Here is a 14,634-nt window from a genome sequence, read left to right on the forward strand (position 1 = left end):
TGGATATGCTAGGAAAATCACAAAAAGCCGCGCATCTGGCCGAAGAAATCACCGATTATACAGCCGTTCAGGGGCGTTCGCTCTGGCAGGATGCGCGAATGCGTTTTGTACGAAACAAAGCGGCAATGGCCAGCGTGTTCATTTTGCTGCTTATCGTGCTGTTCACGATCATTGGCCCGTATTTTGCTGTCTGGAGCAATGAAGAGATCGACTGGAATGTCATGGGCGATGTCCGGGGCATGGGAATGCCGTCGATGGAAACGGGTCACTATTTCGGTGTTGATGATCTGGGGCGCGATTTGTACAGCCGCGTCATTCAGGCAACCACGACGTCCCTGCTTGTGGGGTTGATCGGGGCAGCAACCGCTCTGATCGTTGGAACGTGTTACGGCATTACTGCCGGGTATTTTGGCGGGCGGACGGATGGCGCGATGATGCGTTTTGTCGACATCCTTTTGGCTATCCCGACAACTCTGATCATCATTCTTCTGCTGGTTGTTGCCGGGCGATCCTTCTTCACGCTTTTCATCGCATTGGGCGCGGTTGGTTGGCTGACCATGTCACGTATCGTGCGCGGGCAGACGCTTGCCCTGAAGAACCGCGAATTCATCGAGGCCGCCCGAGCGGCGGGCGTCAGTGAATTTACGATCATGTATCGCCATATTTTGCCCAATCTGCTGGGTGTCGTGATCGTCTATGCCTCGCTTCTGGTTCCCGAGATGATCCTGACCGAAAGCTTCATCTCATTCCTGGGTCTGGGGATTTCCGAACCCTACACGTCACTGGGAAGACTGATCGCAGAAGGGGCGGGAACCATGGGCTATGGAACGCTGTGGCAATTGATGTTCCCGCTGACATTCTATGTCGCCATTATCATCACGATGTTCTTCATCGGCGATGGTCTACGTGACGCTTTGGACCCGAAGGACCGCTGATATGAGTCTGTTTTCCGTAAAGAACCTGAGCGTCCGATTTGACACCCCCGATGGTGTCGTCGAGGCGGTCAAGGATATCAGTTTTGATATTAATCCGGGCGAATGCCTTGGTATCGTCGGTGAAAGTGGATCCGGCAAAAGCCAGACCTTCATGGCGGCAATGGGTTTGCTGCCCCCTGCCGGACACGCCAGCGGGTCAGCCAAGCTGAACGGTCAGGAGATTTTGAACCTGCCGGTGAACAAGCTGAACCAGATCCGCGGCGACGATGTCGGCATGATCTTTCAGGATCCTCTGACTGCATTAACGCCACATCTGAAGATTGGGCAACAGATGCGTGAAGTGCTGCAGGTCCACGAGGGCCTGAAGGGGTCAGCCGCGCGCGCGCGCTGTCTGGAGTGGTTGAACAGGGTGCGCATTCCCGAAGCGGGCCGCCGTCTGGACCAGTTCCCGCACGAATTATCCGGTGGAATGCGACAGCGTGTGATGGTTGCGATGTCGATGCTGTGCAGTCCCAAACTGCTTATTGCGGACGAGCCGACGACGGCGCTGGATGTCACTGTTCAGGCAGACATCCTTGATCTGATGGTTCATCTGCAGAAGGATGAGGGAACCGCGATTGCACTGATCACGCATGACATGGGCGTTGTTGCGCGCATGTGCGACCGGGTTCAGGTCATGCGCATGGGCGAATTCGTCGAAGCCGGCGAAACACGCGCGCTGTTCCGAAATCCGCAACACGAATACACGCGGGCCTTGCTGGAGGCGATGCCCCGGATTGATGCCGGCGACGCGCCGCGCGCTTTGGAAAAGGCCGAAGAACCCCTTCTCAAGGTCGATGACGTCAAAGTTCATTTCCCCATTCATGTCTCTGGCGGGTTGTTCGGGCGCAAGGTTCCGCTGAAGGCTGTCGATGGTGTCAGCTTTGATATTCGCAAGGGCGAAACTCTGGGTGTCGTGGGCGAATCCGGTTGCGGAAAATCGACACTGGCGCGCGCGGTTTTGCAACTGATCGAACCCAGCGCGGGGGGCGTCAGCTGGTTGGGCCATCCGATCGTCGGCTTGAAGCGATCCGAGCTGAACAAGTACCGCAAGGACCTGCAGATCGTGTTCCAAGACCCTTTGGCCAGTCTTGATCCACGCATGACCATTTCAGCGTCGATTGCTGAGCCGCTGAAAACCTACCGCCCCGATCTGACGGACCGGGAACGCAAGCAGATGGTCGCCGCGATGATGGAACGGGTTGGTCTGCAGGCCAACATGATCAACCGTTACCCGCATGAGCTGTCCGGAGGGCAGAACCAGCGCGTCGGCATTGCGCGGGCGATGATCAACAAGCCCAGGCTGATTATCTGCGACGAGGCCGTTTCAGCGCTGGACGTTTCCATTCAGGCGCAGATTGTCGCGCTGCTAAAGGAACTTCAGCAGGAATTTGGCCTGTCAATGATTTTCATCAGCCATGACTTGTCCGTGGTGCGCGCGGTATCGAACCGGATCATGGTTCTGTATCTCGGGCGAATTGTGGAAATGGGTGATGGTGAGGTGATCTGCTCGGAACCGATCCACCCTTATACTAAATCGCTGATTTCGGCCGTGCCGATACCGGACCCGGATGTAGAGCGGACGCGGCAGCGCCTCAAACTGCCGGGTGAGCTGCCATCGCCGCTGGATCCCAAAGCCGCGTTGCGTTTCTTGCCCAGTCGGCTGGTCAACGGTCGCAGTGATTATGTTCCAAAGCTGCAGGAGGTCGCACCAGACCATTTTGTAGCGGAACACGACACACTGGATTCCATCATGGCCAATGGCTGAGAGAAGGGTCTGCTGCAGGTTTTCGGTGCTTGAAGCATGCGCCGAAAACCTGCGCAGGGACTGTACGAAGAAACCGTAGCGTGTGGTGGGGCTTAACGCTCGGGAATGAAAGACAATCCTGACACAAGCTGTCGCAGGCCAAGAGCTGCTCCGGCAAAGATCGCCGCAAAGGTTATAGGCGCGCTATAGGCCAGCAGAGAAAAAGCGGAGATGCCTTGTCCGACACTGCATCCAACCGCAATTATTGCTCCGGGCCCCATTATTGCCGCCCCCAGCATCTGCCGCTTAAGCTCACGTGGATCTTCGCAGGCTTCCCAGCGGAAATGACCTTTTGACCATGACCCGAGGAAAGCACCAATCAAAACCCCTGAAACCGAACCGACCGCAAACGAGAGCGTGTTGCCTGAGGCGGTCATGAGATAGAACACGGTATCACCCAAAGGTGCAGCAAACGTGTGTGTCTGCAAGGTCTCACCGTCAAACCCGTGTGTGACCACCCAATTGGTGCCAAGCCAGCCTGAAACGATTGCCAATCCGACCGCCGCGCCCCAGAAAATCTGCTTGGGTGATTTACGAAAACGATCATTTGTCAGGGCAAACACTACCAAGGCAGAGCCGACAAGCGTTCCTGTAACCCATGCCGGTATCGACGTCAGCCGTTCGGCCAGAAAGCTCATGCTTTGCGGATTACCGAGATCCATGGCTTCGGGAAAAAGCCAGATCCTGAAATAGGCCAGAGGGCCGGACATGACCACATATGCGGAAAGGCCCACGATCAGGACAATGACGAAGGACCGAAGGTCACCGCCGCCAAGTCGCGCGAGCGCGCCATAGCCGCAGTTTCCGCTGATGGCCATGCCATATCCGAACATCAATCCGCCAATGACCGATCCGATCGGATTCCACGTCTGTGCAATATAGGTCGTGCTGTACGGATCAATCCACCCCAATGCTATTCCCAAATGGCTGCCGACAATCGCAACACCAATCGCAACGGCCCACATACGCAGGCGCCGGTCGTCATTTGCATAAAGATAATCTTCAATCGCACCCAAGGTGCAGAACCGCCCAATGCGCGCGGCAAGACCAAGTACAACGCCGCCGACCAGACCGACCAGCGCAACTGTACTGGCGTCTCCCAGAAGTTCGAACATGGCCAGTCTCCTCCCAAAGCTGGCGGTGTTTCTCTCGGGCTTCTACTTGTCCCGACAGAAAAGATTGTAGACGACTTCCAGGATCTGAGTCGACCGGTCGTCCGCCAATCTGTAGTAAATCGTTTTGCCTTCGCGTCGTGTCTTGACCAGCCCTTCAAAGCGCAAGCGGGACAATTGTTGAGAAACGGCAGCCTGTCTGGCGGACAGCATTTCCTCCATCTGCGTGACGGATTTTTCCCCTGATGACAAATAGCACAGAATCATCAGCCGCCCCTCATGGCTGATTGCCTTGAGGAAATTAGACGCCGTCTGGGCGTTATCCATCATCCTGTCCAAGTCCTCGTTGCACATGTCCTTGGTGAACACGGGCAGTTTCGACGGTTTGTCCGACAAGATCCTCTCGCTTTCGTGGCTTCACGTATTCAAAACAGTATATGTAAATCCCGCGGATTTAACCAGAGCTCTCGATCATTACTCCGGCGTCACGTAGTAAAACACCCAATAGCCCCCAGAAAAAGTCTTCGCCAGGATAACCTTCGATCCGGCCGATTTCCTGACCGTCTTCCAGCAATACAAAGGTCGGCGTATAGAATAGAGGCCGGTCCAGGGTAATCCCTTCTGGCGTAGCTGCGTGGATGTCCGTTCGTTGCAATGGAGCAGCTTTACCTTCCGCTGTCAGCGGGTAGATCTCGGAAATTTCGGCGTCCCAACGGGCGCACCACACACACCCGTCTTCTTCGGCCATCAGCAACACCATTTCGGCCCGAGACGCAGCAGGCCAGATCAGCAATGTGATGACAACCAATGTTTGAATTACGTGACGCATCAAAAGCTCCGATTGACCGAGGCGCTATATCTTTACTATTTTGAATGTATGAATAATAGCCTGTCAGGACGGATTTGACCATGCTCGACATCACGTTTGCAGGGGCTTTGATCGCGGGGCTTTTGTCCTTCCTGTCCCCCTGCATTCTGCCCATTGTCCCGTTCTATCTCAGCTATCTTGCAGGCGTCGGGATGGAGCAGATTTCGGCCGGTTCGACGATCACCTCGGATGTCCGCCGCCGGGCGACCCTGTCAGCGATTGCTTTTGCAGCAGGGATCATCACGGTCTTCATGGCACTTGGGGCCACGGCGTCGATCTTTGGTCAGCTGGTTCGCGCGTATTTCGACATTCTGCGATGGATCGCCGCGCTCATCATCATCGCGATGGGCCTGCATTTTCTGGGTCTTTTCCGTATCGGGTTCCTGTATCGACAGTTTCGCGCAGATATCGGTGAGATGACAAATGTAAGCGTGATCGGGGCATATGTTTTGGGGCTGGCTTTTGCCTTTGGCTGGACGCCTTGCGTCGGGCCGGTTCTGGCGGCGATCCTGTTCACGGCGGCCGGAACCGAGACCGCCTGGCGTGGTGCCGTGCTTTTGTTCGTCTATGGGGTTGGCATGACAGCGCCGTTTGTTCTGGCAGCCTTTCTGGTTCGGCCCTTCATGCAATGGATGGCACGTTTCCGGAAACATCTGGGAATGATTGAAAAGGCGATGGGTGTCTTACTGATTCTTTTTGGCATCCTGATCGCGACCAATTCCATAAATCTAATCGCACAATGGATGCTGGATCACATGCCTTGGCTGGCGGCCATCGGCTAATTCGGGAGAACACCATGAAACGGATAGTATTGTTCTTGATTGCAGGGCTGTTTGCTGGGGCGGTTTCCGCAGCTGAACTGGGGGATGACGGTCTGCATAAAACGCCGTGGATGCGAGACACGTTCAAAGACCTTCGTGAAGACCTTGAAGAGGCGAAGGGGGAAGGCAAGCGGCTGGTTCTGTTCATTGAACAACGGGGCTGCATCTACTGCAAAAAGATGCATGAAGAGGTTTTCCCCCAGCCCGACCTGTCTGCGTATATCGAAGAAAACTTTTTTGTCGTTCAGCTGGACTTACACGGAAGTACGATGGCCACCGATTTTGACGGAGAAGAAGCCGAGCAAAGATCACTGATGCGCAAATGGGGGATTCTGTTCACCCCTACATTGGTTTTCCTGCCGGGGGACGTATCAGAGGATGCCACAGCAATCGAAGCGGCCGTTGCGGTCATGCCCGGGGCGTTCTCGAAGGGAACGACCCTCGATCTTTTTACCTGGGTCAATGAGAAACGGTACGAGCTTGATAATGGGGAAGATTTTCAACGGTATCATGCGCGCCGCATTCAAGAGCGAAACAATGTTTCGCAAGATTGACGCGGTGCAATATAAATAAAAAAATTCATTAAGATGAATTTAATGTTGCGATGAACCCTACCCGTCGACTACGGTACACAGAGGCTTTGGGTCGCAAAGCGCCATCGGCGCGGTAGCAAATGGGAGGGATCATGAAGCTGAGACACTTGACTTTGGCTTGTATCATAACAGGCAGTGCCGCCATCGCGGCAGAAACAGGACCAAAAGACGTACAGTTCGACGATTATGGCGCGGTGGAGGCTTCATTGACCGGCGTCGCTGGTGATGCAGCAAATGGTGCGGTCATCGTGGGCGAGAAATCCAAGGGCAACTGTGTGGCCTGTCATCAGGTCACGGCCTTGGCCGATATTCCGTTCCATGGCGAAGTCGGTCCGCTGCTGGATGGGGCCGGGGATCGGTGGTCCGAAGCGGAGCTTCGAGGATTGGTCGCAAATGCCAAGATGACGTTTGACGGAACGGTCATGCCGGCTTTCTACAAGGATGACGGCTATATCCGCCCGGGCGACGCCTACACGGGCAAGGCCCCATCAGGGCCTTTGACGTCAATCCTGACTGCACAGGAAATCGAGGACGTCGTCGCGTTCCTCGCAACCCTTAAAGAACAGTAATCACGCTTTCAGGCGTGAATTCGTGAGGATCCAAAGGAGATTGAAAATGGAATTTTCTCGTCGCGAGACTCTGGCTCTCGGTCTGGGCGCTGCGGTCCTGACCCTGATGCCGTTCCGCGCAAATGCGGCTGCGGAAGACGCGATAGCCGCGTTTACTGGCGGTGCAGACATGGCTGAAGGCGGTGTGACACTGACTGCGCCGGAAATTGCCGAGAACGGAAATACCGTTCCGATCGAAGTCAGCGCGCCGGGTGCGGCTGCAATCCTGATCGTAGCAGCCGGAAACCCCGAGCCCGGTGTTGCCACGTTCAACTTTGGCCCGCTGGCTGCTGCGCAGGCGGCTTCGACCCGCATTCGTCTTGCCGGAACGCAAGATGTCATTGCTGTGGCCAAAATGGCTGATGGCAGCTTTGCCAAGGCCTCGGCAACCGTAAAAGTGACAATTGGCGGCTGCGGCGGCTGATCGCCACGCGCCCTGAAGAACAGGAGAACAACCAATGGCATCCGGTGTTAAACCCCGCGTCAAGGTTCCAAAAACAGCCGCTGCTGGCGAAGCAGTCACGATCAAAACGCTGATCAGCCACAATATGGAAAGCGGTCAGCGAAAGGATAAGGAAGGCAACGTTATCCCGCGGTCGATCATCAACCGATTCACCTGCGAGTTTAACGGCCAGCTTGTGATTGACGTGGCCATGGAACCAGCGATTTCGACAAACCCGTACTTTCAGTTCGATGCAACCGTGCCTGAAGCCGGGGAATTCGTTTTCACCTGGTATGACGATGACGGGTCCGTTTACGACACAAAAAAACCGATCGAGATCGCCTGACGGCTCGACCGTAACGGCAGATCAGCGCCGGTGGTGAAAACCTGCGCTGATCACCCAAGGGAGGAACGCAATGAATAAAAAAGCACTCACGGCGATCGCGGCAGTTCTGGCATTCCCAGTATCAGTGGCCGCCGGACCTGACGAAGACAAGTTGGTGATCAACGATGAGCTGGAACTGATTTCAGTAACCAAGGCCCCGGCCCATGTCGAGAATTTCGATACGATCTACTCGGGGTGGCATTTCCGGACCGACGAAACCCAGGCTTTGCAGATTGACGATTTCGACAATCCGGCGATGGTATTTGTCGATCAGGCCTCGGACCTGTACCAGACTGTCGATGGTGCGGCTGGCAAAAGCTGCGCGTCCTGCCACGGTGACGTGGAAAGCTTTGAAGGGCTGCAGGCATCTATGCCCAAGGTCGATGCGGAAACCGGCAAGCTGGTGGTAATGGAAGACCTGATCAACAAGTGCCGTACGGAACGCATGGAAGCGGATGCGTGGAAGTGGTCGGGTGCGGATATGCAGGGTGTAGTAGCATTGATCGCTCTGCAATCGCGCGGATTGCCCATGAATGTCGCCATTGATGGCGATGCTGCCCCATATTGGGAGCAAGGCAAGGAAATGTACTACACCCGATATGGTCAGCTGGAGCTGAGCTGCGCCAACTGTCACGAAGACAACTGGGGCAACATGATCCGGGCCGACCATCTGAGCCAAGGGATGGTCAACGGTTTCCCGACCTATCGTCTGAAACAAGCCAAGCTGATCTCGCGCCACAATCGCTTCCGCGGCTGTATTCGCGATACACGCGCTGAAACCTTTGCGGAAGGCTCGGACGAGTTCCGCGCACTGGAGCTTTATGTAGCATCGCGCGGCAATGGGCTTTCGGTCGAAACGCCGTCAGTACGCCAATAACTAAGAACCCGCGCCGGGATTGTCGGCGCGGGTTTTTCATTTCTACTACATTCACACATTTATATGTGAAACAGGAAAGCCGACAGATGATATCGCGACGTGATTTTCTACAGGTCTCCATGGCGGCCTCAGCGCTGTATGGGGCATCAGGTTTCGGGAACTGGGCAAGGCTGGCGGCCCAGCAAAGCCTGACCCAGGACCAGTTGCTGGAATTTGAGACCTTCGGAAATATCAGCCTGATTCATATCACCGATATCCACGCGCAACTCAAACCGATCTACTTCCGGGAGCCCGAGGTCAATCTTGGCATCGGAGACGCGCGCGGGCAAATGCCGCATGTGACGGGGGCCGCGTTTCGCAAGGCTTACGGGATCGAAGATGGCAGCCCGTCCGCCTATGCACTGACCTACAATGACTTTGCTGCATTGGCGAAGACTTATGGTCGCGTCGGAGGACTTGACCGGGTTTCTACCGTTATCAACGCCATCCGTGGCGACCGGCCAGATGCGCTGTTGCTGGATGGGGGCGACACCTGGCATGGCTCGTATACCTGCTATCAGACGGCGGGTCAGGACATGGTCAACGTGATGAATGCACTCAAGCCCGATGCGATGACATTCCATTGGGAGTTCACGTTGGGCAGCGAGCGGGTCAACGAGATCGTTGAAGGTTTGCCTTTTGCGGCGCTGGGTCAGAATATCTTTGACGCGGAATGGGATGAACCTGCGGAGCTTTTCAAGCCCTACAAGTTCTTCGAACGCGGCGGGGCCAAGGTTGCCGTCATCGGACAGGCTTTCCCGTATATGCCAATTGCCAACCCCAGTTGGATGTTCCCGGAATATTCGTTCGGGATCCGGGATGAGAACATGCAGGCCATGGTGGACGAGGTGCGCGACGCAGGTGCCGATGTTGTCGTCGTCCTCAGCCATAACGGCTTTGACGTGGACAAAAAGATGGCGAGCCGCGTTCAAGGGATTGACGTAATCCTGAGCGGTCACACCCATGACGCTTTGCCTGAACCGGTTCTAGTCGAAAAGACGCATATCATCGCGTCTGGCTCGAACGGCAAATTCGTCAGCCGCGTTGATCTGGACGTGCGGGATGGCCAGATGATGGGGCTGAAGCACAAGCTGATCCCGATCTTTTCAGACGTCATCGCGCCTGATCCGGCAATCACTGCCCTGATCAACGAACAGCGCGCACCATATGATGCGGCGCTAAGCGAAGTGATCGGCAAGACGGACTCGCTGCTGTATCGGCGCGGAAACTTCAATGGCACGTGGGACGATCTGATCTGCGATGCACTGATCAGCGAGCGCGAGGCAGACATTGCCATGTCGCCGGGTGTGCGCTGGGGTCCGTCGATCCTGCCCGGTCAGGAGATCACGCGTGAGGATATCTGGAATGTCTCTTCGATGTCCTATCCGAATGCGTATCGCACGGAAATGACGGGTGAATTCATTCACGTGATCCTCGAGGATGTTGGCGACAACCTGTTCAACCCCGATCCCTATTACCAGCAGGGTGGCGACATGGTGCGTGTCGGCGGCCTTGGATATCGTATCGATGTCACCAAACCGCAAGGGCAGCGGATCAGCGACATGACCCTGCTCAAGACAGGTGAGGCGATTGATCCGGCGAAATCCTATGTTGTGGCCGGTTGGGCCAGCGTCAACGAGGGCACCGAAGGCCCGCCCATCTGGGATGTCGTCGAAAACCACATTCGCAGTCAGGGCACCGTAACCGTCGAGCCGAATACCTCGGTCGAGGTGATCGGAGCCTGACAGCGCGAACCGAATGTCAAACATTGAATACGAGATTTGCTGATCGAATGACGGAGGCAAACAAAATGAGCGAGAACCCAAGGGCAAAAGCCCCATCGCGTCGCCAGTTTCTAAGCGGTGCCGCCGCGGTTGGCGTAGGTGCGGTCGGCGCCTCAGCGGCGCGCGCCGCAGGCCCTGACCCGCTGATCACGCAGGTTCAGGAATGGGCACAGGCAACGGGCGAGGGCGTGGATGCAACCCCCTACGGCCTGCCAATCCAATTCGAGAGTGATGTCGTGCGGCGCAACGTCGAGTGGTTAACCGCAGACACGATCAGTTCGATCAATTTCACGCCGATCCACGCGCTGGATGGCACGATCACCCCGCAGGGTTGCGCGTTCGAGCGGCACCATTCGGGTGCCATCGAGCTGAGCAAGGCGGACTACCGTCTGATGATCAACGGTCTGGTCGAAACTCCGCTGATCTTCACATATGAAGATCTGGAACGTTTCCCGCGTGAAAACCGTATCTATTTCTGCGAATGCGCTGCCAATACCGGTATGGAATGGGCCGGTGCGCAGCTCAACGGCGCGCAGTTCACGCACGGAATGATCCACAACATGGAATATTCCGGTGTTCCGCTGCGCACCCTGCTGGAAGAGGCGGGGGTAAAGACCGAAGGCAAATGGGTTTACGTCGAAGGCGCGGATGCATCCTCGAATGGTCGCTCGATCCCGCTGGAAAAGGCGATGGACGACGTACTTGTAGCATTCAAAGCCAATGGTGAGGCTTTGCGCAAAGAACACGGTTATCCCGTTCGTCTTGTCGTTCCCGGCTGGGAAGGCAACATGTGGGTCAAGTGGCTGCGCCGGGTCGAGGTCACCGAGATGGCTATCGAAAGCCGCGAAGAGACATCCAAGTATACGGATACTCTCGAAGACGGAACATCACGCAAGTGGACATGGGTCATGGACGCCAAATCGGTCGTCACGTCGCCCAGCCCGCAAGCGCCTATCACGCATGGGCCGGGGCCGTTGGTGATCACCGGGTTGGCCTGGTCCGGGCGGGGCTCGATTACCGGCGTCGACGTGTCGGTGGATGGTGGCAAGAACTGGGTTCCGGCACGTCTGGCGGCCCCCGGGACAGACAAGGCGCTGACCCGGTTTTATCTTGACTATAACTGGGACGGTTCAGAGATGCTGTTACAGGCCCGCGCGAAGGATTCGACCGGTTACGTCCAACCCAGCAAAGCTCAGCTGCGGGACGTGCGGGGCGAGAACTCAATCTACCACAACAATTGTATCCAGACCTGGTGGATCAAGGAAAACGGAGAGGCGGAAAATGTCGAAGTATCGTAAGCTATTGGCCGCCTCGGCCCTTGGGTTATGCGTGGCGGTTCCAGCCCATGCAGACAAGCTTGGACTTGGGCGCCCTGCGTTGCCCGAAGAAATCGCGGCATGGAACCACGACGTTGCACCTGACGGAACCGGATTGCCCGAAGGTTCTGGCAACGTGTTCACCGGTGAAGAGGTCTTTGCCGAACGGTGCGCGATCTGTCATGGCGATTTTGCCGAAGGTGTGGACAATTGGCCGAAACTGGCGGGCGGCGAGGGCACGCTTGCAGATAAGGACCCGCTGAAAACAGTGGGCTCTTACTGGCCGCACCTTTCGACGGTATGGGACTATGTGAACCGTTCGATGCCGTTTGGAGACGCACAAACGCTGGAGCCTGACGACGTTTACGCGATTGTCGCCTATATACTGTATTCCAATGACATCGTTGATGATGAGTTCACGCTGTCGCACGAAAATTTCCTTGAAGTGGAAATGCCGAATGCCGGTGGTTTCATCGTGGATGACCGCGAAACCGCCGAGGCGCATTTCTGGACGGATGAGCCATGCATGACGGATTGCAAAGAAGGTGTGGAAATTACCATGCGCGCCGCCGTTCTGGATGTAACTCCTGATGAAGCCGGGGCTGACAGCGCGGACCCGGCACCTGTTTCCGAGGAAGCATCCGTCGAGGTCAAAGAAACCGCTGACGACACAGCGGCACTTGATCCCGAAATGATCGAAAAAGGCGAAAAAGTTTTCAAGAAGTGCAAGTCATGCCATCAGGTCGGGGAAGGGGCCAAGCATCGCACGGGTCCGGCATTGAACGGCGTTGCCGGTGCCAATGCGGCCTCCGTCGAAGGCTTTAAGTACTCCAAGGCCATGAAAGCTGCCGCCGAGGATGGCTTGATCTGGACGGATGAAGAGATGGCCGCGTTTCTGGCCAAGCCTAAAGCCTACATGAAGGGGACACGCATGTCCTTTGCCGGGCTAAAGAAACAGGATGATATCGACGCGGTCATTGTTTACTTGAATTCTTTCGGCAGCTGATCATGCGGCGGCGGTGGGCAACAGGTGTCATGTTTGCTGCGAGTTTCCTGGCAACCGCTGCCAACGCGACTGAGGACCTTGGCGATGCAGAGGCCGGAAAGCTTGTGTTTGCGCAATGCGAAGGATGTCATCAGGTCGGCGCGAGCGCTGAAAACAGGATTGGTCCGCATCTGAATGGTATTTTTGGCCGCCGGGCGGCCGGGCTTGAGGAGTTCACCTATTCCAAAAGCCTGATCCGTGCCGGCACCTCGGGGTTGGAATGGCACGCCGACACATTGTCGGCTTACATTGAAAACCCCCGTGCCTTCGCATCCGGCACCAGAATGAGCTTTCGCGGGCTCGAGAACCCGGAAGATCGGGCCAATGTAATTGCCTATTTGCGTGTGTTTTCCGACAACCCGCAAGACATCCCCGAAGCCGACCCAACGGCAAAGGGAACGGACCATTCCGTCAACCCCGAAATCCTCGCGATACAGGGCGATCCAGAATACGGTGAATATCTGAGCAGCGAATGCACGACATGCCACCAGATAGAAGGAGCTGATGATGGGATTCCTTCGATCGTTTACTGGCCCGACCAAGATTTTGTTGTCGCCATGCACGCCTACAAGGACAAGCAGCGGCCGCATCCTGTCATGCAGATGATCGCGGGCCGCCTGAGCAGCGATGAGATCGCGGCATTGGCCGCTTACTTCAACAACCCACAGTGACAATGCCCAAGGGGAGGAACCGCGATGACACTCAACAGACGGACATTTCTGGGAACCGCAGGGGTACTTGCTGCCGGGCTGTCGGCCCCGATGGTGCTGGCGCAGGGCAAGCCCCGTGTCGTGGTGGTTGGGGGCGGGGCAGGCGGCGCAACCGCGGCGCGCTATATCGCCAAAGACAGCAAAGGCGAGATTGACGTCATTCTGATCGAGCCGTCCAAAACATATTACACCTGTTTTTTCTCGAACCTGTATCTAGGCGGGTTTCAAGAGCTTTCGGACATTGCGCACAGCTATGGCACGCTTGCTGCAAAATACGGCATCAACGTTGTTCACGATTGGGCCGTGGGCGTCGACCGCGACGCCAAAACCGTCTCATTGGCGGGTGGCGGATCTATTCCTTATGACAAATTGATCCTGAGCCCGGGTATCGACTTTGTCGATGGCGCGGTCGAGGGGTGGGATGTAACTGCACAGAACAAGATGCCGCATGCGTATAAGGCGGGCTCTCAAACCGAGCTGTTGAAGGCGCAGGTTATGGCGATGCCCGAGGGTGGAACCTTTGCGATGGTCGCACCTCCGAACCCGTACCGTTGCCCGCCCGGACCTTATGAGCGGGTTTCGATGGTTGCGCATGTGCTGAAGGCAAACAATCCGACAGCGAAAATCATCATTGCTGATCCGAAGGCCAAATTCTCCAAGATGTCTTTGTTCCAGGAAGGTTGGGCCGACCATTACGAAGGCATGATCGACTGGATCGGAGAGGATTTTGGCGGCGGCAATGTCTCGGTCAATCCGGATGCCATGACGGTGACCATCGACGGTGAAGAAACCAAGGTCGACGTGTGCAACGTGATCCCGGCCATGAAAGCCGGGCGCATTGCGGAAATGGCCGGTGTAACCGATGGCAACTGGGCACCGGTGAACGCGGTGAACATGTCATCGAAAGCTGACCCTGACATCTATGTTCTTGGTGATGCCAGCCAGCAAGGTGACATGCCGAAATCCGGTTTTTCGGCCAACAGCCAGGCGAAAGTCTGTGCCAATGCGGTTCGTGGCGCATTGACCGGATCAAAGATCTTCCCGGCCAAGTTTTCGAACACGTGCTGGTCGCTCATTGATACGGATGACGGGGTCAAGGTCGGTGCCACTTATGAAGCGACGCCTGAAAAAATTGCCAAGGTGGACGGCTTTATCAGCCAGACCGGCGAGAATTCCGACCTGAGAAAAGCAACCTACCAAGAGTCGCTGGGTTGGTATGCCGGCATCACATCGGACATGTTCGGCTAAAAAAC

Annotated in this window: 16 protein-coding genes; 13 read left to right on the forward strand and 3 right to left on the reverse strand. The window is 56.2% G+C overall.

Annotation, left to right across the window (positions count from 1 at the left end):
* Positions 1-5 precede the first annotated feature (5 nt).
* Positions 6-935 carry an ABC transporter permease subunit gene (locus tag AC2FLO_RS18745; protein ID WP_209507494.1) on the forward strand — a complete coding sequence of 310 codons (930 nt, stop codon included), beginning with the start codon at positions 6-8 and terminating at the stop codon, positions 933-935.
* A gap of 1 nt (position 936) precedes the next feature.
* Positions 937-2,742: an ABC transporter ATP-binding protein gene (locus AC2FLO_RS18750; protein WP_496753319.1), complete on the forward strand. Its 1,806-nt coding sequence runs from the start codon at positions 937-939 to the stop codon at positions 2,740-2,742.
* A gap of 92 nt (positions 2,743-2,834) precedes the next feature.
* Here the strand turns inward: AC2FLO_RS18750 and AC2FLO_RS18755 are convergent, their stop codons facing one another.
* From AC2FLO_RS18755 to AC2FLO_RS18765, 3 genes are all read right to left on the reverse strand, one after another.
* Positions 2,835-3,896, reverse strand: a complete 1,062-nt coding sequence (locus tag AC2FLO_RS18755; protein WP_496753318.1) for a YeeE/YedE family protein — start codon at positions 3,894-3,896, stop codon at positions 2,835-2,837.
* Between the two features lie 42 nt (positions 3,897-3,938).
* On the reverse strand, positions 3,939-4,247 hold the full coding sequence (locus AC2FLO_RS18760) for a metalloregulator ArsR/SmtB family transcription factor (RefSeq protein ID WP_480514552.1): 309 nt from the start codon (positions 4,245-4,247) through the stop codon (positions 3,939-3,941).
* 100 nt (positions 4,248-4,347) lie between these two features.
* Positions 4,348-4,722: a hypothetical protein gene (locus AC2FLO_RS18765; protein WP_496753317.1), complete on the reverse strand. Its 375-nt coding sequence runs from the start codon at positions 4,720-4,722 to the stop codon at positions 4,348-4,350.
* Between the two features lie 80 nt (positions 4,723-4,802).
* On the opposite strand from AC2FLO_RS18765, the gene AC2FLO_RS18770 reads away from it, so the two are divergent.
* From AC2FLO_RS18770 to AC2FLO_RS18820, 11 genes are all read left to right on the forward strand, one after another.
* Positions 4,803-5,543, forward strand: a complete 741-nt coding sequence (locus tag AC2FLO_RS18770) for a cytochrome c biogenesis CcdA family protein (RefSeq protein ID WP_496753316.1) — start codon at positions 4,803-4,805, stop codon at positions 5,541-5,543.
* A 14-nt stretch (positions 5,544-5,557) separates the two neighbouring features.
* On the forward strand, positions 5,558-6,136 hold the full coding sequence (locus AC2FLO_RS18775; protein WP_496753315.1) for a thioredoxin family protein: 579 nt from the start codon (positions 5,558-5,560) through the stop codon (positions 6,134-6,136).
* Positions 6,137-6,267: 131 nt separating this feature from the next.
* Positions 6,268-6,744, forward strand: coding sequence for a sulfur oxidation c-type cytochrome SoxX (soxX, locus tag AC2FLO_RS18780; RefSeq protein ID WP_480555208.1), 477 nt, complete (start codon positions 6,268-6,270; stop codon positions 6,742-6,744).
* Positions 6,745-6,790: 46 nt separating this feature from the next.
* A complete protein-coding gene (soxY, locus tag AC2FLO_RS18785) occupies positions 6,791-7,207 on the forward strand; it encodes a thiosulfate oxidation carrier protein SoxY (protein ID WP_496753314.1) in 417 nt (138 codons plus the stop codon).
* Positions 7,208-7,241: 34 nt separating this feature from the next.
* A complete protein-coding gene (gene soxZ / locus AC2FLO_RS18790) occupies positions 7,242-7,571 on the forward strand; it encodes a thiosulfate oxidation carrier complex protein SoxZ (protein ID WP_496753313.1) in 330 nt (109 codons plus the stop codon).
* Positions 7,572-7,641: 70 nt separating this feature from the next.
* On the forward strand, positions 7,642-8,487 hold the full coding sequence (soxA, locus tag AC2FLO_RS18795) for a sulfur oxidation c-type cytochrome SoxA (RefSeq protein WP_496753312.1): 846 nt from the start codon (positions 7,642-7,644) through the stop codon (positions 8,485-8,487).
* An 86-nt stretch (positions 8,488-8,573) separates the two neighbouring features.
* Positions 8,574-10,271 (forward strand): thiosulfohydrolase SoxB, encoded by a 1,698-nt coding sequence (gene soxB / locus AC2FLO_RS18800; RefSeq protein WP_496753311.1) that lies wholly within the window; start codon positions 8,574-8,576, stop codon positions 10,269-10,271.
* A gap of 65 nt (positions 10,272-10,336) precedes the next feature.
* Positions 10,337-11,608, forward strand: a complete 1,272-nt coding sequence (gene soxC, locus AC2FLO_RS18805) for a sulfite dehydrogenase (RefSeq protein ID WP_480588166.1) — start codon at positions 10,337-10,339, stop codon at positions 11,606-11,608.
* Positions 11,592-12,632 (forward strand): c-type cytochrome, encoded by a 1,041-nt coding sequence (locus AC2FLO_RS18810; RefSeq protein WP_496753310.1) that lies wholly within the window; start codon positions 11,592-11,594, stop codon positions 12,630-12,632. The genes soxC and AC2FLO_RS18810 overlap by 17 nt, the downstream gene beginning before the upstream one ends.
* A gap of 29 nt (positions 12,633-12,661) precedes the next feature.
* Positions 12,662-13,342: a c-type cytochrome gene (locus AC2FLO_RS18815; RefSeq protein ID WP_496806635.1), complete on the forward strand. Its 681-nt coding sequence runs from the start codon at positions 12,662-12,664 to the stop codon at positions 13,340-13,342.
* Positions 13,343-13,366: 24 nt separating this feature from the next.
* Complete coding sequence (locus AC2FLO_RS18820) at positions 13,367-14,629, forward strand: FCSD flavin-binding domain-containing protein (protein WP_480773811.1); 1,263 nt, start codon at positions 13,367-13,369, stop codon at positions 14,627-14,629.
* Positions 14,630-14,634: the final 5 nt, after the last annotated feature.

The sequence above is a fragment of the Ruegeria sp. TASC047 genome (genome assembly GCF_059612445.1).

Coding starts and splice junctions, on each gene's coding strand:
- AC2FLO_RS18820 (WP_480773811.1), top strand. CDS start 13,367: ATGACACTCAACAGACGGACATTTCTGGGAACCGCAGGGGTACTTGCT.
- AC2FLO_RS18760 (WP_480514552.1), bottom strand. CDS start 4,247: ATGTGCAACGAGGACTTGGACAGGATGATGGATAACGCCCAGACGGCG.
- AC2FLO_RS18745 (WP_209507494.1), top strand. CDS start 6: ATGCTAGGAAAATCACAAAAAGCCGCGCATCTGGCCGAAGAAATCACC.
- AC2FLO_RS18755 (WP_496753318.1), bottom strand. CDS start 3,896: ATGTTCGAACTTCTGGGAGACGCCAGTACAGTTGCGCTGGTCGGTCTG.
- AC2FLO_RS18765 (WP_496753317.1), bottom strand. CDS start 4,722: ATGCGTCACGTAATTCAAACATTGGTTGTCATCACATTGCTGATCTGG.
- AC2FLO_RS18750 (WP_496753319.1), top strand. CDS start 937: ATGAGTCTGTTTTCCGTAAAGAACCTGAGCGTCCGATTTGACACCCCC.
- soxX (WP_480555208.1), top strand. CDS start 6,268: ATGAAGCTGAGACACTTGACTTTGGCTTGTATCATAACAGGCAGTGCC.
- AC2FLO_RS18810 (WP_496753310.1), top strand. CDS start 11,592: ATGTCGAAGTATCGTAAGCTATTGGCCGCCTCGGCCCTTGGGTTATGC.
- soxA (WP_496753312.1), top strand. CDS start 7,642: ATGAATAAAAAAGCACTCACGGCGATCGCGGCAGTTCTGGCATTCCCA.
- soxY (WP_496753314.1), top strand. CDS start 6,791: ATGGAATTTTCTCGTCGCGAGACTCTGGCTCTCGGTCTGGGCGCTGCG.
- AC2FLO_RS18775 (WP_496753315.1), top strand. CDS start 5,558: ATGAAACGGATAGTATTGTTCTTGATTGCAGGGCTGTTTGCTGGGGCG.
- soxB (WP_496753311.1), top strand. CDS start 8,574: ATGATATCGCGACGTGATTTTCTACAGGTCTCCATGGCGGCCTCAGCG.
- AC2FLO_RS18815 (WP_496806635.1), top strand. CDS start 12,662: ATGTTTGCTGCGAGTTTCCTGGCAACCGCTGCCAACGCGACTGAGGAC.
- AC2FLO_RS18770 (WP_496753316.1), top strand. CDS start 4,803: ATGCTCGACATCACGTTTGCAGGGGCTTTGATCGCGGGGCTTTTGTCC.
- soxZ (WP_496753313.1), top strand. CDS start 7,242: ATGGCATCCGGTGTTAAACCCCGCGTCAAGGTTCCAAAAACAGCCGCT.
- soxC (WP_480588166.1), top strand. CDS start 10,337: ATGAGCGAGAACCCAAGGGCAAAAGCCCCATCGCGTCGCCAGTTTCTA.